The sequence below is a fragment of the Pseudomonas sp. UBA7530 genome (assembly GCF_002479365.1).
Lineage (GTDB): Bacteria > Pseudomonadota > Gammaproteobacteria > Pseudomonadales > Pseudomonadaceae > Aquipseudomonas.
Genome location: NZ_DLMS01000001.1, coordinates 90,002 through 107,829 on the forward strand (window position 1 = coordinate 90,002; position 17,828 = coordinate 107,829).

Here is a 17,828-nt window from a genome sequence, read left to right on the forward strand (position 1 = left end):
TTCCCCTTGGCGCATTGTTGGAACTTAGAGCGACAGGCAGGAGATTAGGTTCGGATTTCAGGCACGGCCAGGATCGCCATGCGTCGCTGCGGAGGATCGACATAGGCCGCACTGTTTCCAGTGCGGCCTCTTGGCTGCGCATCAGGAGCGCAAGGGAACGGCCACTTGCGATTTGAACAGTCGCGTACGGATGTCCTTGGCCAGCATCAGGAAGAGCAGGGCAAACCCCACATAACCGTTGATCACGTAGACGACATTGATCAGGCGGTCGAAGGGGATGGTCAGGCCGACGACGGTGCCGATCACTGCAAGCGATACCAGCAGGATACGATGACGCGGGCTGTTCTCGTCCGGGGCGAAGCGTTTTACCGGCGCCCACAGCAGTGGCGCGGCGGTGGTGAAGATGGCGACGAACACGATCAGCGCGAAGCCGAACGCCAGAGCTGGATGAATTTTGGCGATCAGCGCCAGGGTGGGAATCTGCGCGCCGGCCACGTCACCGAGGTGGGCAGCCAGGCCCAGCATCATGGCCAACACGGCCAGGCTGAACATCACCGCGCCCAGCGTCGCGCCCCAGCAGGCTTCCTTTCTGCTGGAGGCCGACTTGCCCAGGTTGGTCATGAACGCGGCCAACCACATCATGCAAAAGCCGACATAGGACGCGCAGGCGATGAACCAGTTGCTGCTGGCCTGCATGATGGTGCGATCGGTTACCAGCGGCTCCAGTTCAGCCAGGTAGTTCTCCAGCCCGCCGGGCGCCATGGCATAACTGATGACGCCGATCAGGATCGCCAGAACGCTCAGCAGTGGGCCAATCAGACCGATGATTTCCACCAGGCGCTTGAAGCCGAAGAGCAGCGTCAACAGGGCAAGGCTGCCCATCACCGTGCCGCCGACCCAGTTCGGCCAGCCGAACTGCTGATGCAGCGCAGCCCCAGCGCCGGCAATCATTACCCAGAAGGACATGAACAGGAAAACGACCGAAAAATAGTCGAAGAAATTGCCGATCAGTCTGCCGCAGTAATACTGATAAATACTTTTAGGCTCGTTGAACTGCTGTTCATAGCCGGCGCTGACGAAACTGAGATTGACGTAGACGAACAGCAACAGCATGAGCGCAACGCTGGCGATGCCGCCATAACCGTATGCGACGAAGTACTGCATGATCTCCTGGCCCGTGGTGAAGCCAGAGCCCACCAGCAGGGCGATCAGTGCTCCAGCGGTCAGAATTACGCGCATAAAGCGCACGGGATTGTCGTTCCGGGACATAGATATTGCACCTTGTATTCTTGGTCTTGTTGAGGCGGCAGTGACGGAAGTGGTCTCAGTGCAGGAAGCACCGGACGCTTCGTTTAAGGGCTTTGCGGGTTCCTGGCAGCTGAGATGCTGGAACAGTAAGTGCGGGGCGTCGTTTTCGGTGCGACTGCAAGCGGCATTAATTCGTCTGGTTGCGACGCAGCATCGGAGTCGTGACGCTGAAATAGTTCCGATTTGCCGAGTGCGCGCGAATCGGGAAGAATCCCAAGCCAGCAATGTTCTCGATGGCCGCCAAATGAATAGGCAGAGGAGGGTGCGCTTAGGCGATGGCCCCATTGGGGAAGTGTCTCGAGCATGCCGCTTCTGAAAACAAGTCAAATAACAACCGGTTCGGAAAACGTCTTGAAAGTGTTGCCAAAACGTAGCTTCAGCGAAGCCATGCAGGGGAAGAACCTGCGTTTCGTAGATGACAGGAAACAGACGGTCAAACAGGCCCGGGTAGGTTTTCTGTTACTCGAGCATTTCTCCTTGCCGGCCTACACCCAGGCGCTCGATACCATGGTCACGGCCAACCTGATCAGCCCCGGCTGTTTCGCTACCGAGTCCTACAGCCTGACTGGCGAATCGGTAACCAGCGATCTGGGGCTGGTGATCTGTCCTGGCGCGCAAATTCAGCTGTCCAACATGGCGGACATGGATCTGCTGGTGGTATGTGGCGGCCTGCGTACGCCACTGAAGGCGTCGCCGGCACTGAGCGCCTTGCTGCACGGCGCGAACAAACAGTCGGTAGAACTGGCCGGGTTATGGAATGGCGCCTGGTTCCTGGGGCAAGCCGGGCTACTGGATGGTCACAAATGCGCGATCCATCCGGAGCATCGCGCCGTGCTGGCAGAAGTGGCCAAAAACAGTCAGGTGACCAGCGAAAGCTACATGGTCGATGGCAATCGGCTGACAGCCGCCAGCCCGAGCGGAGCCTTCCATATGGTGATGGAATGGATTCGCAAGCGGCATGGCCGGGAACTGGCCGATGGCATTACCGACATCCTAGCCTTCGAAGAATCGCGCTACCGCCGTGCACGTCCGTCGCTGCACGACAAAATGAGCGAGCCGCTGCGCAATGTGGTGCAGCTAATGTCCGCCAATATCGAAGAGCCGCTGAGCCTGAGCCAGATTTCCGAGTATGTCGGGCGTTCCAGGCGGCAAATCGAGCGGTTGTTTCAGGATCAGATGACGACTACGCCGGTGCGTTACTACCTGGAGCTGCGCCTGACCGAAGGGCGACGCCTGCTGCAGCATTCCGATCTGCCGATCCTCGATGTTTCCCTGGCTTGCGGATTCGTCTCATCGAGTCATTTCAGCAAATGCTACACAGAGTTCTACGGTTATCCGCCATCAAAGGAAATGCGCCTCGGTAACGTCCGTTCCTCGAAAGGCGAGAAACCTGGGGTTCGCACATAACGCATTATGGTTAGTGCTTCGCATAATGGATATCAGATTCATGGTGAATGACGTCCGGAACATCGCGCAGCTCCGGGCGGCATTCAGCCATAATCTGGATTATGCGATGCCTCTCCCTCGAAATTCCCGAACGCCTCATTAAGCAAGCTGAGCTGTACGCCCCGGGCCGCAAGGGCTCTGATGCTGTCTGCTATCTCCTTGAAGACTACCCACGGCTTGTTGGCGACCTTCGCCAGCTGCATAGCCGTGTTCGCCAGTTGGACGACGAAGGTGCCGAGCTGGATGACCTGTTGGCCAGGCTCAAGGCCATTGCTGTTCAGATAGTCGACTTGTAGCTGCTAGCAAAAACTCTCGATGCTCGATCGCTCCAGGGCGAAAATTGCTAGCAATCCATGGCCGTGAACTGCTAGCATTTCTTCACCTGGTCGGCGCCGCCGGCGGGACAAATTGCTAGCAGGGAGAAACCAGCATGTCAGGCAAAACGATCACTATCCGCGACCCCGAAACCGATCTTATTCGCCAGATCAAGCTTTTGACTGGCAAGGGCACTGCCAGCCAGGCGTTCATCGCTGCAGCTCACCGAGCTATCAGCCTGCAGGATCAGGTTCAGGATATGCGTGACGAAATTCGACGGCTTGAGGAGACCGTTGCGGTCTATCGTCAGACCTTGATGGAAGCCCACACGGCGGCTGTTCGTCTCGCTGAGGTAGCTGGCCAAGGCGATTTGCTGCTGCCTTCGAACAATCCGCTTCGCCCTGGCTATCGGCCGAATCCTCGGCTTCGTCATCACACCGATTGAGCTAGCACTTTTCGTCCTCGAGCTGCTGCACCAGGGCGAATATTGCTAGCAAATTTTCCTGCAGGCTCCTTCCAGGATCTCGCCAGGTGCTACCAATTTCGGCTAGTGCCTGGCACCCCAGGCCACCCCCTTCACTGTCCAACCCGCTTTTCGCTCTAGTTGGCGTGCTCCTTCATGCGCGTGAGGAACACCCGCACATTTGCGATGGGCGCGCAGCGGCCAGTTGCGAAGCAATGCTTTTTCAGCGCCTGGACCGGCGCCGGGAGGGGTGGGGGTGCTGTAACACCCCCACTTTGGTATGGAATCCCATACTTTTTACTTCGAGCCTACCCATTTTTCATAGCTGCCTTTGGGCTGCTCGAAGCATGAGAATGCTGCGTTTTCGATCCAGCCCTTCATTCTCTCTGCCGATCTCTCGCACTGCTTCTTTTCTTCGAACGGCGCAATGAAGACGGCCTGTTCGCTCCCCTTTATGGCGAACCACAGTATCCATTCCATCAGTCCTTCCCCTTCACCAGCTTTTCAAAATCAGCCTCTGTGATCTCTTCCAGCCCTTTGAGGATGAGCCATCTGAGCATCTGCGTCTCTTTCACGGATCGCTTTGTGGCAATTGTTGCCTTAACCGCTGCCTGCTCCACTTTCCGCCAGGTTTCATCATCAATGTGCTTGGTTGGCACGGACCGTCTCCCGTCAATTTTCTGGTATCGAATTTTAGGCTTATTTTCTAAGACCCTTGACATTGAGATTCTCAGAAACTAATTTCCGCGCAGAATCTAATTTCTTAGAAGCTGAGAAGCGGCATGTTTTTCGATTGGATCAAGGCCTATCAGGATTATGACTACGACCTTCCCCAGGTCGGCGATGTCATCACCCGTCGCTTTGATGCTGAGACAGAGGCGCTTCTCTCTACTTCTGTTCCCGCCTTCTTCGCCGAAGGCAGCTACTGCACCACGTTCCGCATCCACGTCTGTGGCCGCCGTATCACCGTCGATGGCAACCCGTCGCGTATCAACCGGCTCGACAACGTGTTTGGGATCGACAGTCTCGACGGCTGCTTCCGCGTGATCAACGCACTGCTTGCTGAGTACGGTTTGCCACCCCTGACCCGGTGCACCAGTGTTCAGCGCTTGCAGGACGGGTCGGCCATCGCGAACGGCGCCGTGTTCCAGCGCCTTGACCTCACTTCGAATTTCTATGTGGGGCAGGGCAACGAAAGGGCGTATATGCGCGCCATTTCATCCCAGCGTTACCGCAACTCGATTGCGTATCTCTACCCGGACGGCAATACCTGCGTCTGGACACCCAAGGGCGGTGAGAAGGCCGGCCGCTTGGTTTACCCGGGCAACTACGCCAAAGCAGCCGAACTCGACGCGCACCTCTTGCCCAAGGTGAAACGCACGTTCGGTGAAGAATCTGACGAATACCGGTATGTCCGGGACCTGCGCGACTGGTGTGCCTCGGTCGGCATGGTGCGCTCCGAGATCAAGTGTCGATCGGAGTTCTTGAAGAGGGAGGGCCTTTCGTTCTGGGGCCTTTTTGATGAATCCAAGCTAGTGGAAATCCACAAGGGGTTCCTTATGGTCGGCAACCGACTGGAATTGACCAACTATGACGAACTGACCATTGCGCAACAGCTTGTTGCCGAAGGCATCTGCAAGAACACGAAAGCGGCCTATACCACGTCGCAATACGTGTCTCTGTGGCGTGCTGGCCAGACCTTCGACTTCGAAAAATCAGCCGTCAAGACGCACCGTGCGCGCCTTCGGCAGCTCAACATCGACATCAAGGTGCCTTACGACCAGACCCGCCACGGGACTGTGTTCACGTTCACTCGCAACGTTCGCGAGGTGGAAGTCACCTTCGCCGCTCAGGTGCCTGCGTTCTACCGGCACGCGGTCGTTCCGCGCCATCTGCAACTGGTGGCCGCATGACTATCCGCAAGGTCAGCCAGCAGGGCATGAGCCTTTCTGTCAGCCAGCGCCGTCGCCTCGCGCTTCAGCAGCTCGTCCGGCCTGCTGCCTACAAGATCGCCGATCCTGACGAGCTGAATGCTCGTTTCCCGCTGGTTGTCGGCCCACCCAAGCCACCGGCGCCTTTGCCGGTACCGGAACGCGATAACGCCTATTGGCTGCTCGTCGATTCGTTCAAGAAATACGGTCGCTTGATCCCTGAAGACTCTTTCACTGGCACGCCCTGGTTGGGTGCTGCTTTCGGCTATCCACAGGAGAACTACCTATGAAAATTTTGCGCGGCTTCGTTAAAGGCGTCGTCAACCGTGGCACTGAAGAAAAGCCTTGGTGCTATGTCGGTATCGAGACCGTCAGCCAGGACCGTGACGGCTTCGACCAGGTGAACCTGGTCAAATTCATGGTTGCCGGTAACCAGTTCAAGGAAGGCTTGCAGAACGCCTACCGCAACCTGATCGGCACCGAAGTGTTCGCCCCGTACAGCGACGAAATCGACTACTTCAACAACAAGGCCCGCATTCGCTATTCGCTCCAGGGCATCCCGCTTCGCTTGCAGGAAGTCACCCGCGAGCGTCCCGCTGTAGCGTCCGCTGCCGCCCAGCAGCCCGCCAAAACGGCCTAAGGGGAGGGCGGCCCATGCTCGTTCTAGATCGCGTTCTCTGTGACTGCTGCGGCGATGACATGGGCCAGCTCAATGGCGGTGTCTGCACAAGTCCCGGCGCCCTGGTTGATATGACCAAGCCGCCTTATTTCGCGGTATGTCCTGAGTGTTATTTGGACGCTGCCGAATATCTGCAACTTCCCGCACCTCGGGAAGCTGCTTAATGAATTTTCTGGCATGTAACGGAACTTGGGTTGCCAATGTCGAGGGTTTTAGTTGCGACGGCGAACTTGTTTCCGTTCCACGTCAGGAACTCGCCACCATGTTAAACGATGGTGGTGCCACTCCAGAGGAATGGGGCGCTCTTTACGATATCACCATGCAAATCTTTGTATCGGTGTTCGTGTTCCTCTGTATCAAACGCCTATTAAGGTAAGGAAGTCTGCTATGAAAAAGATGAATGCTGTTCGCAAGTTCGGTTCCAAACTGTCCGCTCAGGTCGCTGTCGGCGCTGTTCTCCTGGGCGGTGCTTCCGTCGCCCTGGCTGACGCTGCCGCTGCTGTGACCGCCATGGAAGCCAAGTCCGGTGATATCGATGCTATCGGCTGGGCTGCTGTCGGCCTCTGCGTCGCTGTGGCTGTCTTCACCTACGTCAAGCGGGCTGCTCGTTAAGGTTCGCCCAGCCATCCGGCCCACTTCGGTGGGCCTTCTTGTTTTAGGGCTGAACAAATGAATATTACGCCTGATGTTTACGTGATCATTGTTTCGACCATTGCATTGGCCGCTTTACTATTTGGACGGCTCTAACCATGAACAAGCATTTATTCTCCAGCTTCTTTGCCGCCTGCCGTCGTCGGTTAGACCGACGGAGGAGGTCAACCGTCGTCGGCTGCGGCGCTTTTATTATTTTTATTCTCTTTTCATCCAATTCTTTTGCTGAGGATTATTATTGGCGTATTGAGAGCACCTCCACTGATCGCTATCCTTCTGCTCTTTCTGCTTGTGTTGCTGCCGTTGATAACGTTCCTACCTCTAATGGATATTGGCGTTATTCCGGCATGACTAAAGTTACTGATACTCGTTATACATGCCTTGGTAATCGTTATTCAAATGGCTCTTCAACTCCTAACATTGTTAACTCTAATCGCGTTCAGGTTTACAGGTTCGGCGACTCCTGCCCTCCTGATCACACTTTAAACACTACTGACCCCGCCAAGCCTACCTGCCTTCCTCCTGAAAAGGATTGTTCCGCCGAGAATGGTAGCCCTATTCTCACTCGGGGTTCTAATGGCCCTGTTATTGAGTCTGGCGGTCGTAGATACGTTAGTTCTAGCCCTCCTTCTAGCGCTTGCGTAGATAGTTGCACTTATGTCGCTGATAGCTCTGCATCCACAAGTTGTTATTTTGTTCCCGGCTCCACTGACACCGGGTTTTGTAATTACATTCTCAAAGGTAATGGCCAGTCTTGCTCTGGTTGGGACTGGGATGCTCCCGAGACTGGCGATCCTCTTAATTCCCCTGATACGCCTGATGTTCCACCATCTGATCCCGACGATCCCGGCTGTGACCGTATTCCCGGCTATGTCTGGTCTGGCACTACCTGCGTACCTGAAAACCCTGATGGTGGCGATGATGGCGACGGTGAGGGTGACGGGGAGGGCGATGGCTCTGGTGATGGCGGCGGCTCAGGTGATGGTGACGGTGGCGGTGAGGGCGATGGCGACGGCTCTGGTGACGGCGATGGTAACGGCGATGGTAACGGCACGGGGGACGGGGATGGCTCTGGCGATGGCAACGGCGAATGTGATCCATCAAAAGACCCCAGCTGCGCCCCTGGTAGCGTTTCCGGCCCTGGTTGTGATCAGCCCCTGGTTTGCACCGGCGACGTTGTCAGTTGCGCGATATTGAAGCAGCAAAAGGACATGCGCTGCCATGCTGAAGAGCAGGCCGACTATGAGTCCAAAAAGACTGATATCGATAGCTTGTTCCAGGGCGACAAGTTTGAGATCGATGAGCAAAACGTCGACGTTCCCAGCTTTGTTGATCGCGCCACTACATTCCTTCCACGCACTTGCCCAGTTGATCAGCGCATAAGCGTTAGTAGTGGCTCTATCTCTATGTCCTATGAGCCTCTTTGCGTTCTTGCGGAAGGCTTCTCTTGGATATTTGTAGCGTTCACAACTGTCTTCTGCGCCATATACGTCGGCGCTGCCTTTGGAGGTAATGAATAATGCACTTCTTCTATTGGGCCATGCTGCTTATTCAGATCGTCGTTCCTCTGATCAAGATGGCGCTAAAGGCGCTTGGCATTGGCGCTGTTGCCTATGTCGGCATCAACATCGTTATTGATCAGGCTCACCAATACGTTCTATCGCAGATTGGAAGTGCCCCAGGTCCTGCACAAGCATTGCTTGGCATCATGAAATTCGATGTTGTTATTAACCTTTGGTTTGCTGCCATTACAACTCGACTTGTCCTTAATGGCATGAACAAGGTTTCGGGTAAGAAGAAAAACTACGGCGTTCTTGAGGCTTAATCATGATCTATCTGCACACTGGTCTCCCTGGTCACGGTAAGACGCTCAACACTATCAAGGAAGTTGACGCCGCTGGCGTTGAGCAAAACCGTCCTGTCTATCATCACAACATCAACGGCCTCGATCCTTCAAAGTTAAAAGGGGAGTGGTACCCATTCGACGATCCGCACAAATGGTATGAGCTTCCTGATAACGCCATTATTGTTATCGACGAATGTCAGCACTTTTTTCAGCCTCGCGACGTTCGCAAGGAACGCCCTGAATATATCGCCAAGTTCCAGACCCATCGCCACCAGGGTTTTGATATTCACCTGATCACGCAAGACTTTCGTTTTATCGACGTCGAGGTTAGGCGTCTTGTTGGCAATCATGTTCACTATTGGCGCCCGTTTGGCATGAACAAGATTGCCCGTTATGAGTATGAAAAGTGTTCAGACTTCGAAAAGGTTGCTGATCGCGCATTCGCCAAGAAGACTTATCCCACCCTCGATAAGAAGTTTTTCGGCGCCTATAAATCTGCTGTAGGGCATCACGTCAAAGCCAAGTTACCTATGAAGGTCTACTTGATTGCTTTCGTCCTGGTCATCGTCGCTTTCAGCTTTTACCGGGCTTACGGCAAAATCAAAGGCGGTGACCAAGCGGCACAGCCCGCTGAATCTCAGCCTTCTATCAAGGAAACTGCTGCCGGTGCCATCAGCACGATTACCGGTGGCCTTGGCTTCGCGCCAAAGCCTGAGTCTGGCAGCTCAGGCCCCCTGACTACCGCTCAATATGTTGATCGCCAGGTGCCTCGCATACCCGATATACCATCGTCTGCGCCGATCTATGACGACTTGACCAAGCCTGTTGCTTATCCGCGGCTTTACTGCGTTTCCAGTCGAGACCCTAACCTCGTCGACCGTGCCAGGTCGCGCCGTCAGCAAATCGAGTTCATCGGCGGCATGCCCACTACGTGCCAGTGTTATACCCAGCAGGGCACGCGCTACAGCACCAGTTTCGACTTCTGCCTGAGCGCGTCCACTGATGGCTATTTCGATCCAGCCATCGCTGATCGGGGCCCTGGTAACATGCAGGTCCAGCAGCAGCCGCAGATTCAGCAGGCCAGCTATCAGGCCCCAGTTAACGCGCCAGTTGCTGAGTCTGTTCCTATCACTGTCGTAGGCTCGTCGAAGCCTGGCTGGAACTGGTGAGGCCATTCCCATGTTTGAACTTGATCACCTCGTTGTCGCTGGAATCATCATCCTTGCCTCAGGCGTCTTTATCCTAGGCTTCGCATAATATATATTATGTTAAATTGCATATGGAAAGGTCCTCCCGAGTGCAGAATGCTTCCCGAGCCCTTCGCCCAAGTAGATGAATCCGTTCCTCTGTCATTACTCGATCCCATAAACCACACCTGACAACTGCCGTGAGATTGGATATCCAATCCCTTGTTAGAGATGGCTGGAACCCTACTGATCGCGCCCTCAGATCGGGCCTACTCGGCAGCCATCAGCTCTTGAACTCTTGTAATGAGTGAATCCACAGAGAATGGCTTCGTGATCACCTGCATTCCAGGTTGGAGTTGCCCATTACCGACGGCAGCGTTTGCTGCATACCCTGTTATGAACAGCGTCTTCAGGCCGGGGCGAAGCTCTCTGCCGGCGTCAGCCATCTGCCGCCCGTTCATGCCCCCTGGAAGACCCACATCGCTGATCAGCAGATCGATATGCACATCGGAGCGCAGCATCTTCAGACCGGCAACACTATCGGCTGCCTCAATGACCGAATAGCCACGCTCACTCAACGCATCGACCAACAGCATGCGAATGGTCGGCTCGTCATCGACGACAAGTATCGTTTCGCCTAGCTCTGATAGCTCTACGGCATTCGAGTAGAGCTCTTCCCGCTCCGCATCAACGCTGCCGAAGTATCTTGGCAGATAGATGGTCAGGGTCGTCCCGACACCGACTTTGGAGTGGATACGTGCCTGCCCTCCTGACTGTTTCGCAAAGCCATAGATCATCGATAGCCCGAGGCCGGTGCCGTGCCCTATCGGTTTCGTCGTGAAAAATGGGTCGAAGGCTTTAGCGATAACGTCTGGTGCCATGCCGAAGCCCGTGTCTGTGACGCTTAGGGCAAGGTACTGGCCCTCGGTGAGATCATGTGTTCGCGCAACCTCGCGGTCCATCCAGCGGTTGGCCGTCTGGATGGTTATCCGGCCCCCGTCAGGCATCGCGTCCCGTGCATTGATGCACAGGTTGAGTAGCGCGTTCTCGAGTTGGCTACTGTCGACCTTCACCGGCCAGAGTTCAGCCGTTCCAAGCGTTTCGAGCGTGATGCTCGGGCCTACCGTTCGCTGTATGAGCTCGGTCATTCCCAGCAGCAGCGCATTCACATCCGTGGGGCGCGGGTCGAGCGTCTGCCGGCGCGAGAATGCCAGGAGTCGGTGTGTCAGCGCGGCCGCGCGCCTGGAGGCTCCCTGAGCCGTCAGTATGTACTTCTCGAGCTCGCCTAATCGGCCTTGAGCAATACGTACGCTCATCATTTCCAGGGAACCGGAAATGCCCGCCAGCAGGTTGTTGAAGTCGTGAGCCAGGCCACCTGTGAGCTGACCCACTGCTTCCATTTTCTGCGACTGGCGAAGTTTCTCCTCGGCTTGCATCAGCTCTGTGGTGCGTTCTGCAACGCGCTGCTCCAGGGTATCGTTGAGCGCCCTCAACGCCGCCGTTGCTCGGTCTCGCTCATCCATAAGCGCCCGACGCTCCTCCACATTGATCAGCACGCCCGGGAAGTTCTGGGCGGTGCCGTCATCGGCGAGTTCGACACGCCCGTTCGCTTCGATCCAGTAATACCTCTGGTCCGCACGCCTAACTCGGTACTGGTGAGAGAAGGCGCCGCCACGAGCGATCACATCGTCGATGGCTGAGATCATTCCTTCTCGGTCATCGGGGTGAACCGTCGCGATAATTTGCTCAAGGCTTAGCCCCTTGAAACCCAGTGCCGGGTCGAGTCCAAAAGCCTCGGCAAATGCTTTGTCCACCGTGAAGCGGTCGGTTGGCACATGCCAATGCCAGGTGCCAATGATCGCCCCTGCTGCCAGGGCGAGTTGAACGCGTTCGATATTCTCGTGGGCAAGCGCCTCGCTGGCTTTTAGACGCTCCTGAGCGTTGCGCCTCGCAGTGACGTCATTGAAGAAGATGCCGAGCTGTCTCTCAGTGGGGTCACCCACCGGCACAGCCTTGACGTCAAACCAGCGCTCGAAGGTATTGGCGTAGCTTTCAAAGGCCAGCGGCTCTCGTGTTTTGGCGACATGCCCGTAGGTGTCAAACCAGAATTGTTCCAGTTCAGGGGCATATTCGGTCACCCACTTGTCACGCAAGTCGATACCCGCCTCACGTTCAAACGCCGGATTGACCTCGATGAAGCGGTAGTCGACGGGATGATCCTGGGCATCGAACTTGACCTCGACGATGGCGAACGCCGTCTCGATCGTCTCAACGATTGTTCTGAAGCGCTCTTCGCTTTTACGTAAGGCCGTTTCCGATTTTCGCCTTGATGTCAGGTCGAGCATCGCCCCGATCATGCGTAGTGCTTTGCCATCAGCGTCGCGGATTACATGGCCTCGGTCGAGTACCTCAGCGTAGGAGCCGTCATTGCGTCGAAAGCGGTACTCTTCACTCCAGGAGTTGCCGTCCCCATCAATTACAGCGTGGATGGAGTTGTATATGCGCTTCTTGTCGTCTGGGTGAATGTGCTCCAGCCACCAGTCGCTGGAAGTCTCCGATGCCAATAGCGAGTAGCCATAAGCATCGGCGAGCGCGTCATTCCACAGGACTTGATTGGCTGCCAGATCCCAGTCCCAGATAGCGTCGTTGGTCGCTTTGGCTGCCAGACGATAACGCTCCTTCGTTTCCTCCATCGCGCGACTATCGAGGTGTTCCTTTGTACGATCACGCAAAATTGTCATGAAACCGAGATGTGCGTGCTTTTCCGAGTACAGCGGCATGGTTTCGCCAGATACCCAGATCGACCGACCGTCCTTGCGCAGGTGCCAACGTTCGTTCGAGGCATAACCGAATTCGATTGCCTGCTGCATTTCGGATTCGACAAGGCCGTCATCTCGATCCTGAGCGGTATAGATACGCGCCACGCTCTCGCCGAACATCTCCTCCGTACTCCAGCCCATCACATGCACGGCTGCCGAGTTCCAACCGGTAATGGTGCCGGCTGGATCAGTCAAGATGATCGCGAAGTCCACAGCACTGTCGAAAACGGCTTCCTGACGCGCTGCGTCCTGAACGGAGCCTGATTGCTCTGCTCGGCGGCATTCATCCACCTCAGACTCTACGCCGGCTCGTCTAAGGGCCGCGCGCAGGCGCTCATTTTCGGATTCGAGCTCCTCACGGGTTAGGCTTTTCAGAATATGGCTCTCGATAACAGCGCTACAGGCGCAGATCCCGCAATCCACTCATCATAAGCAAGTCGAGCGTTTCTGGACCCTGTTTCACAGGTTGGTGACTGGTGCCGGTAACCTTACCGGACAATTGCGATTGGCAACACCGCGCGTGCCCGGCAATCATTCTTCGCTACCAGCACTTTTCAGCATTGACCCTGGAAAGGCTCGGCCATTGCCGCTGCTGCAACAACCGCTGAACGGCTTCCACCAAGATCTACCCATTACATTCAAGGTGCGCAGACACCATCCGCACATCCCGACGCCTGCTCAGCTGTAGTCAACGGTTCCCCTTCGTTCAAGACGCCAGCTTCAGCAATCAACCATGCGATCTGGGCTCCTAGCTGCAACTCATTGACGCGCCCGAAGTAGTGCTGACGAATGCGCCCTTGCTTGTCTATCAGCACCATGCTCGGGGTACCGTGCATTGCATAGGCCCGCATGGTCAGGGGTGCAGAACCCCGAGGGTCCGGGAGGTCGACGGCGACTGGAAAGGTGATGCGGTACTCGTATAGAAACGCCTCGAGAGAGACGGGGGTCATTGCCTGGTGGTGTTCGAATACCGTGTGCAATCCGATGACGGCAACCTGCTCGGACGGAAAGGTTGCCTGGACCCGCTGAGCTTGCGGCAGACCTTCGCTCACACACCCTGGGCAAAGCATCTGGAAGGCCTCCAGGACAATCACCTTGCCGCGCAGACGCTCCAGGCTAAGGGGTTCGGAGGTATTGAACCAGCGCTCTACCTGCCAAGCCGGCGCCTGGCTGTACGACTCAGTCATGGTTGTTACTCCTTATCCAAGGGCAACGATGAGCTCGCTTGTCGTGGCGATCACATGTGCATAGGTTGGACCGTTGATTTCATGGGCGGCATGCATTGCCTCGCTCGAGAAAGCGGCAGTTGCATCGCGCACCAATGTCACGTGATAACCCAGTTCGGCGGCCCACTTTCCAGTCGATTCAATGCAGGTATTGGCCAGCATGCCGACCAACACGACCTTCTCCACCCCCAGCTGCTTCAGCTGGAAATCCAGGTCGGTATTGGCGAAACCACTTGCGCCCCAATGCTCCTGCACAACGATGTCCCCAGGCTGAGGCTGAAAATCGGGATGCCACTCCCCTTCCCAACTATCCGCCGCAAACACTTGCAGTTGTCGAGCTCCTAGCTGGTAAGGGCTAGGATGCTTCCACATCAAAAAGTCGCCAGGACGCGCGCGGTGATGCGGCACGAAGAGCACCTGGATGCCCGCGGCACGTACTGCCGCGACCACGTTTCGCAGGTTCTGCAGCGTGCCAACCGCATCCGCTACCAGCTTGGCCTCGCCACTCAACTTGCCGCCTTCGCTGAGAAAGTCGTTGTAAGGGTCTACCAGCAAGAGAGCGGTTCTTTCTCGGGCGTAGATGGGAAGGCTCATGACAGACTCCACGAGATGAGGATCGAGCCAGGTGCAGCAGGTGATCACCCCTGCTGGTTGGCGCCGCTATGCGGCTGCTGGCTCAGACCTTAAGGTTGCTGTTTCCAGGTGGCGGGCAAAGACAGATCGCCAGAAGCCACATCCCAGACGCCAGATACGCATAACAGCGGGTTGTGCAGATCGGCATTGACCTGCAGCGCAGCGCTCACCCCGTCGTAGTTGAAGCTCTCAGGGAAACCCACCGCTTTGAGCGGCACTCGGATCTGCGCGGCATTTTCCTTGACGCTCAGATCGTAGCCGGGGGAGTCGATATAAATCGGCGCGCCGGGCCAGGTCGGCGGCAACTTGGGCTTGGCACCTTCGGGGATGTCACGCACCTTGAGCCCCGATGGGCCGCAGGTTTCGTCCTTGGTCAGTACCACCCAGTGCGAATGCCACAAGCCGCCGTCGTTGTCATTCTTGCCGTCGCCGTTCTCGTCGAGCTGCGGGGTGTCGTCGAAGTCCGGATGGGAAGTCAGGGCCAGGGCGAGAATCCCGGATTTCTCTTCAAAACCCACCGCACCGCTATCCAGGCTGGTCGGCCAGACGTAACTGTAGACCTCGGCGCCGGCGAAGCTGCCCTTGGGCGACGGAATACGGCTGCCGGCCTTGCCGTCGACCAGTTGCTCGAAGACCAGCATGTCGCCGTCACGTGAGACGCGGGTGTGCACCAGGTCGAAGGCGGCGTCGACCTTCGCGGTCTTCTCGCTGTGGATGCCTCCAGGCTCATGAGCCAGCGCGCGCGCTGCGAAAACGGCGACAAGCGTCATCATCAAGAACGTGGCCAGACCATGCTTTTGCGGCGTTGATTGGGATGGGTCAACGCGGCGGCTGAGGTTTTTTTCGCTGGCCAACGCGGTACGTGAAGTATTCATGCTCGGCTCCTGCTAGTTAAATATTCCGGGATTGATTAGGATTTCTGGATACGAATATTTCCGCACTCCCAAAGCCCCTACAGCTGCCAGGCCTCGAATTATTCGCTGGAGATCAGCGAGTAGCATTTCGAACCTGTGTTCACTGGCAGTGCGTGAATGGATAGTGAGACGCCCCGATACAGCCCGCCATCAGACCGGCGGACATTCAGCTCATATCTTGGTATGAGCCACGTTGGCATCAGCGACAGGTAGACGCGTGCGACGCACGCCAAATCCCTACAGGACGGTGCGGCATGATCGATGATCGCGAACTGACGTCAGACCTGGGCTCGGACATTCTCGAGCTGATCCACGAGAGCATTTTTCTGCGCGATCTCGAGGGGCGCATTCTCTACTGGAACAAAGCCAGCGAAGAGCTATACGGCTGGAGCAGCGCCGAAGCGTGCGGGCAGATAGCCCACGACCTGCTCACCTCGCAGCCCGCCGCCTCGATTCTCGAGTTCGAAAGCCAGGTACGCTCAAGTGGCCGCTGGGATGGCGAACTACAGCGCATCAACGCGGCGGGTGAGCATGTGTTGATCGAAGCGCGCTGGTCACTGCGTCTCGATGCTCAGGGAAATACCATCGGCATCGTCGAAACGGGCCGGGACATCACGGCACGACGCGCCACCGAGCTGACCCTGGTGGAAAGCGAGTATCGATACCGCAACCTGTTCCAAGCCATGGCCGCATCATTCTGGGAACTGGACTTCACCCAGGTCGGGGCAATGGTCAAGCGCCTCTTCGCCAGCGGAGTGAAGGACCTGGGCAAGCACTTCAACGACCACCCCGAACTGGTTCGCGAGATGATGCGCGCGACCCGCGTGCTGGACATCAATGAGCAGACGGTGGCGCTATTTGGTCGTGGCGATAAGCAGGAAATGCTCACCTCGGTCGAGCCATTCTGGCCCGAAGCGAGTACGCAGGTATTTGCACAGAGCATTCTTGCCGCCGTATCCCGCAAGCTCAGCTACGTCAAGGAAACGACCCTGCGCACGATCGACGGCCGCGAGTTCGATGCGCTGTTCACCGCCTCCTTCCCGCCGGAGAACATGCAAAAAGGCATTCTCATGGTCGGGGTCATCGACCTCTCTGCCCGCAACCAGGCGTTCGCGGCCCTTGAGCAGAGCGAGTTCCGCTACCGCAACCTCTTCGAGGTGATGGCAGTGTCGTTCTGGCAATTGGACTCGAGCGGTCTCAATCAGTTATTTGCCGAGTTGCGTCAACAGGGTGTCAACGATCTCTCGACCTATATCGACGAACATCCGGAATTCGTCGAAAAAGCCATGTCCGCCAGCGTGGTCATCGATGTCAATCAGCGTACGTTGACGTTATATGGAGCAAAGGACCGCGCCGAGATGCTGGGCCCGGTCACCCGTTTCTGGATTCCGGGCCAATACGATGCCTTCCGACGCAGCATCGAGGCCGCTTATCGCGGTGAGTCAGGCTACCTTACGGAAACCAAGACCCGCGCCCTCGATGGCCGGGAAATCGACGTACTGTTCTTCGTCACCGCACCGCCGCAAATGCGCGCCAAGGGCATGGTCCTGGTCGGCAACATCGATATAGGCGAGCTTGTCACTTCGCGTATGGCGCTCGATAGCATGCAAGCGGACCTGATGCATGCCGCACGTGTATCGATGCTTGGCGAGCTGACGGCGTCCATCGCTCACGAGGTCAACCAGCCTCTGGCTGCCATCGCTACAAACGGCGAAGCCGGTCTGCGCTGGCTCAACCGCCCCGAGCCGGAAATCGGCGAGGTCCACGATCTGACGGTACGCATGGTGGCCGATGCCCGCCGTGCCTCTGACATCATTGCGCGCATCCGCACCATGGCCAGCCATCAAGCCCCTCAGCGGGTAACCTTGCCATTGAACAATGTGGTCAAGGAAGCCGTGCAGTTCCTCCGCCACGAGCTGCAGGCGCAGAACGTCGAGCTGTGCCTGGCGCTGACGCCGAACCTGCCGCGCATACGCGCCGATCGCACCCTGTTGCAGCAGGTGATCGTCAACCTGGCGGTTAACGCCATGCAAGCGATGGCTCATGCCCAGACTGCCTCACCGAAGTTGACCATCAGCACGACGAGCCTGGATGCCTCCAGTATTGAGCTGTTGGTTGAGGATAACGGTCCCGGTATCGCCAGCGACAACCTCGACCGACTGTTCGACAGTTTCTTCACCACGAAGAAGACCGGCATGGGCATGGGGCTGCCGATCTGCCGCACGGTGGTACAGAGCCTGGGGGGCAGCATCTACGCGGGTAATAATGCGCTGGGCCCCGGAGCGCGCTTCAGCGTAAGCCTGCCGACGGTTAGTTGATCCCGCCTCTCATACCATGGTTTGCAGGTGGCTATGCCCATCGATGATTGGCGTCCGCCTCTGCTCCCGCGATCATCGAACATGACCGGTAT

18 protein-coding genes are annotated in these 17,828 nt (G+C 56.8%); 11 read left to right on the plus strand and 7 right to left on the minus strand.

Annotated features, from left to right (window positions below; all coding sequences use genetic code 11):
- Nucleotides 1-141: 141 nt before the first annotated feature.
- A complete protein-coding gene (locus B2U07_RS00440) occupies nucleotides 142-1,269 on the minus strand; it encodes a hypothetical protein (protein WP_275545117.1) in 1,128 nt (375 codons plus the stop codon).
- A gap of 399 nt (nucleotides 1,270-1,668) precedes the next feature.
- On the opposite strand from B2U07_RS00440, the gene B2U07_RS00445 reads away from it, so the two are divergent.
- Both B2U07_RS00445 and B2U07_RS00450 read left to right on the plus strand, forming a co-directional pair.
- On the plus strand, nucleotides 1,669-2,715 hold the full coding sequence (locus B2U07_RS00445; RefSeq protein ID WP_296276264.1) for a GlxA family transcriptional regulator: 1,047 nt from the start codon (nucleotides 1,669-1,671) through the stop codon (nucleotides 2,713-2,715).
- A 469-nt stretch (nucleotides 2,716-3,184) separates the two neighbouring features.
- Nucleotides 3,185-3,514, plus strand: coding sequence for a hypothetical protein (locus B2U07_RS00450; RefSeq protein WP_296275412.1), 330 nt, complete (start codon nucleotides 3,185-3,187; stop codon nucleotides 3,512-3,514).
- A 315-nt stretch (nucleotides 3,515-3,829) separates the two neighbouring features.
- On the opposite strand, the gene B2U07_RS00455 is transcribed toward B2U07_RS00450, so the two are convergent.
- Complete coding sequence (locus B2U07_RS00455; RefSeq protein ID WP_254347793.1) at nucleotides 3,830-4,012, minus strand: hypothetical protein; 183 nt, start codon at nucleotides 4,010-4,012, stop codon at nucleotides 3,830-3,832.
- Nucleotides 4,012-4,191, minus strand: coding sequence for a hypothetical protein (locus B2U07_RS00460; RefSeq protein WP_254347792.1), 180 nt, complete (start codon nucleotides 4,189-4,191; stop codon nucleotides 4,012-4,014). Before B2U07_RS00460 ends, B2U07_RS00455 begins: the two co-directional genes overlap by 1 nt.
- A gap of 123 nt (nucleotides 4,192-4,314) precedes the next feature.
- On the opposite strand from B2U07_RS00460, the gene B2U07_RS00465 reads away from it, so the two are divergent.
- The 8 genes from B2U07_RS00465 to B2U07_RS00500 all read left to right on the plus strand — a co-directional run bounded on the left by B2U07_RS00465 (nucleotide 4,315) and on the right by B2U07_RS00500 (nucleotide 9,808).
- Nucleotides 4,315-5,445: a phage/plasmid replication domain-containing protein gene (locus B2U07_RS00465; RefSeq protein WP_296275419.1), complete on the plus strand. Its 1,131-nt coding sequence runs from the start codon at nucleotides 4,315-4,317 to the stop codon at nucleotides 5,443-5,445.
- Nucleotides 5,442-5,753: a hypothetical protein gene (locus B2U07_RS00470; protein ID WP_254347788.1), complete on the plus strand. Its 312-nt coding sequence runs from the start codon at nucleotides 5,442-5,444 to the stop codon at nucleotides 5,751-5,753. Before B2U07_RS00465 ends, B2U07_RS00470 begins: the two co-directional genes overlap by 4 nt.
- A complete protein-coding gene (locus B2U07_RS00475) occupies nucleotides 5,750-6,103 on the plus strand; it encodes a hypothetical protein (RefSeq protein ID WP_296275422.1) in 354 nt (117 codons plus the stop codon). Before B2U07_RS00470 ends, B2U07_RS00475 begins: the two co-directional genes overlap by 4 nt.
- A gap of 202 nt (nucleotides 6,104-6,305) precedes the next feature.
- A complete protein-coding gene (locus tag B2U07_RS00480) occupies nucleotides 6,306-6,518 on the plus strand; it encodes a hypothetical protein (protein ID WP_296275424.1) in 213 nt (70 codons plus the stop codon).
- 11 nt (nucleotides 6,519-6,529) lie between these two features.
- Nucleotides 6,530-6,754: a major capsid protein gene (locus tag B2U07_RS00485; protein WP_024308264.1), complete on the plus strand. Its 225-nt coding sequence runs from the start codon at nucleotides 6,530-6,532 to the stop codon at nucleotides 6,752-6,754.
- 137 nt (nucleotides 6,755-6,891) lie between these two features.
- On the plus strand, nucleotides 6,892-8,313 hold the full coding sequence (locus B2U07_RS00490) for a virulence factor TspB C-terminal domain-related protein (protein WP_296275427.1): 1,422 nt from the start codon (nucleotides 6,892-6,894) through the stop codon (nucleotides 8,311-8,313).
- On the plus strand, nucleotides 8,313-8,618 hold the full coding sequence (locus tag B2U07_RS00495; RefSeq protein WP_254347781.1) for a DUF2523 domain-containing protein: 306 nt from the start codon (nucleotides 8,313-8,315) through the stop codon (nucleotides 8,616-8,618). The genes B2U07_RS00490 and B2U07_RS00495 overlap by 1 nt, the downstream gene beginning before the upstream one ends.
- A gap of 2 nt (nucleotides 8,619-8,620) precedes the next feature.
- The gene (locus B2U07_RS00500; protein WP_296275431.1) at nucleotides 8,621-9,808 is read left to right on the plus strand and encodes a zonular occludens toxin domain-containing protein; all 1,188 of its coding nucleotides are present in this window, start codon (nucleotides 8,621-8,623) and stop codon (nucleotides 9,806-9,808) included.
- Nucleotides 9,809-10,095: 287 nt separating this feature from the next.
- Here the strand turns inward: B2U07_RS00500 and B2U07_RS00505 are convergent, their stop codons facing one another.
- The 4 genes from B2U07_RS00505 to B2U07_RS00520 form a co-directional block, all read right to left on the minus strand.
- Nucleotides 10,096-12,936 (minus strand): hybrid sensor histidine kinase/response regulator, encoded by a 2,841-nt coding sequence (locus B2U07_RS00505; protein WP_275545096.1) that lies wholly within the window; start codon nucleotides 12,934-12,936, stop codon nucleotides 10,096-10,098.
- Between the two features lie 347 nt (nucleotides 12,937-13,283).
- Complete coding sequence (locus tag B2U07_RS00510; protein WP_275545095.1) at nucleotides 13,284-13,832, minus strand: peroxiredoxin family protein; 549 nt, start codon at nucleotides 13,830-13,832, stop codon at nucleotides 13,284-13,286.
- Nucleotides 13,833-13,844: 12 nt separating this feature from the next.
- The gene (locus B2U07_RS00515) at nucleotides 13,845-14,465 is read right to left on the minus strand and encodes an isochorismatase family cysteine hydrolase (RefSeq protein ID WP_275545094.1); all 621 of its coding nucleotides are present in this window, start codon (nucleotides 14,463-14,465) and stop codon (nucleotides 13,845-13,847) included.
- Between the two features lie 89 nt (nucleotides 14,466-14,554).
- Nucleotides 14,555-15,379 (minus strand): hypothetical protein, encoded by an 825-nt coding sequence (locus B2U07_RS00520; protein WP_275545093.1) that lies wholly within the window; start codon nucleotides 15,377-15,379, stop codon nucleotides 14,555-14,557.
- Nucleotides 15,380-15,672: 293 nt separating this feature from the next.
- Here B2U07_RS00520 and B2U07_RS00525 point away from each other — a divergent pair, with 293 nt between their 5' ends.
- The gene (locus B2U07_RS00525) at nucleotides 15,673-17,736 is read left to right on the plus strand and encodes a PAS domain S-box protein (RefSeq protein WP_275545092.1); all 2,064 of its coding nucleotides are present in this window, start codon (nucleotides 15,673-15,675) and stop codon (nucleotides 17,734-17,736) included.
- Nucleotides 17,737-17,828: the final 92 nt, after the last annotated feature.

Excerpts from the sequence above, each read along its gene's own strand:
- B2U07_RS00440 (WP_275545117.1), bottom strand. The coding sequence starts at position 1,269 with ATGTCCCGGAACGACAATCCCGTGCGCTTTATGCGCGTAATTCTGACC.
- B2U07_RS00450 (WP_296275412.1), top strand. The coding sequence starts at position 3,185 with ATGTCAGGCAAAACGATCACTATCCGCGACCCCGAAACCGATCTTATT.
- B2U07_RS00455 (WP_254347793.1), bottom strand. The coding sequence starts at position 4,012 with ATGGAATGGATACTGTGGTTCGCCATAAAGGGGAGCGAACAGGCCGTC.
- B2U07_RS00465 (WP_296275419.1), top strand. The coding sequence starts at position 4,315 with ATGTTTTTCGATTGGATCAAGGCCTATCAGGATTATGACTACGACCTT.
- B2U07_RS00470 (WP_254347788.1), top strand. The coding sequence starts at position 5,442 with ATGACTATCCGCAAGGTCAGCCAGCAGGGCATGAGCCTTTCTGTCAGC.
- B2U07_RS00475 (WP_296275422.1), top strand. The coding sequence starts at position 5,750 with ATGAAAATTTTGCGCGGCTTCGTTAAAGGCGTCGTCAACCGTGGCACT.
- B2U07_RS00480 (WP_296275424.1), top strand. The coding sequence starts at position 6,306 with ATGAATTTTCTGGCATGTAACGGAACTTGGGTTGCCAATGTCGAGGGT.
- B2U07_RS00485 (WP_024308264.1), top strand. The coding sequence starts at position 6,530 with ATGAAAAAGATGAATGCTGTTCGCAAGTTCGGTTCCAAACTGTCCGCT.
- B2U07_RS00490 (WP_296275427.1), top strand. The coding sequence starts at position 6,892 with ATGAACAAGCATTTATTCTCCAGCTTCTTTGCCGCCTGCCGTCGTCGG.
- B2U07_RS00495 (WP_254347781.1), top strand. The coding sequence starts at position 8,313 with ATGCACTTCTTCTATTGGGCCATGCTGCTTATTCAGATCGTCGTTCCT.
- B2U07_RS00500 (WP_296275431.1), top strand. The coding sequence starts at position 8,621 with ATGATCTATCTGCACACTGGTCTCCCTGGTCACGGTAAGACGCTCAAC.
- B2U07_RS00510 (WP_275545095.1), bottom strand. The coding sequence starts at position 13,832 with ATGACTGAGTCGTACAGCCAGGCGCCGGCTTGGCAGGTAGAGCGCTGG.
- B2U07_RS00515 (WP_275545094.1), bottom strand. The coding sequence starts at position 14,465 with ATGAGCCTTCCCATCTACGCCCGAGAAAGAACCGCTCTCTTGCTGGTA.
- B2U07_RS00520 (WP_275545093.1), bottom strand. The coding sequence starts at position 15,379 with ATGAATACTTCACGTACCGCGTTGGCCAGCGAAAAAAACCTCAGCCGC.
- B2U07_RS00525 (WP_275545092.1), top strand. The coding sequence starts at position 15,673 with ATGATCGATGATCGCGAACTGACGTCAGACCTGGGCTCGGACATTCTC.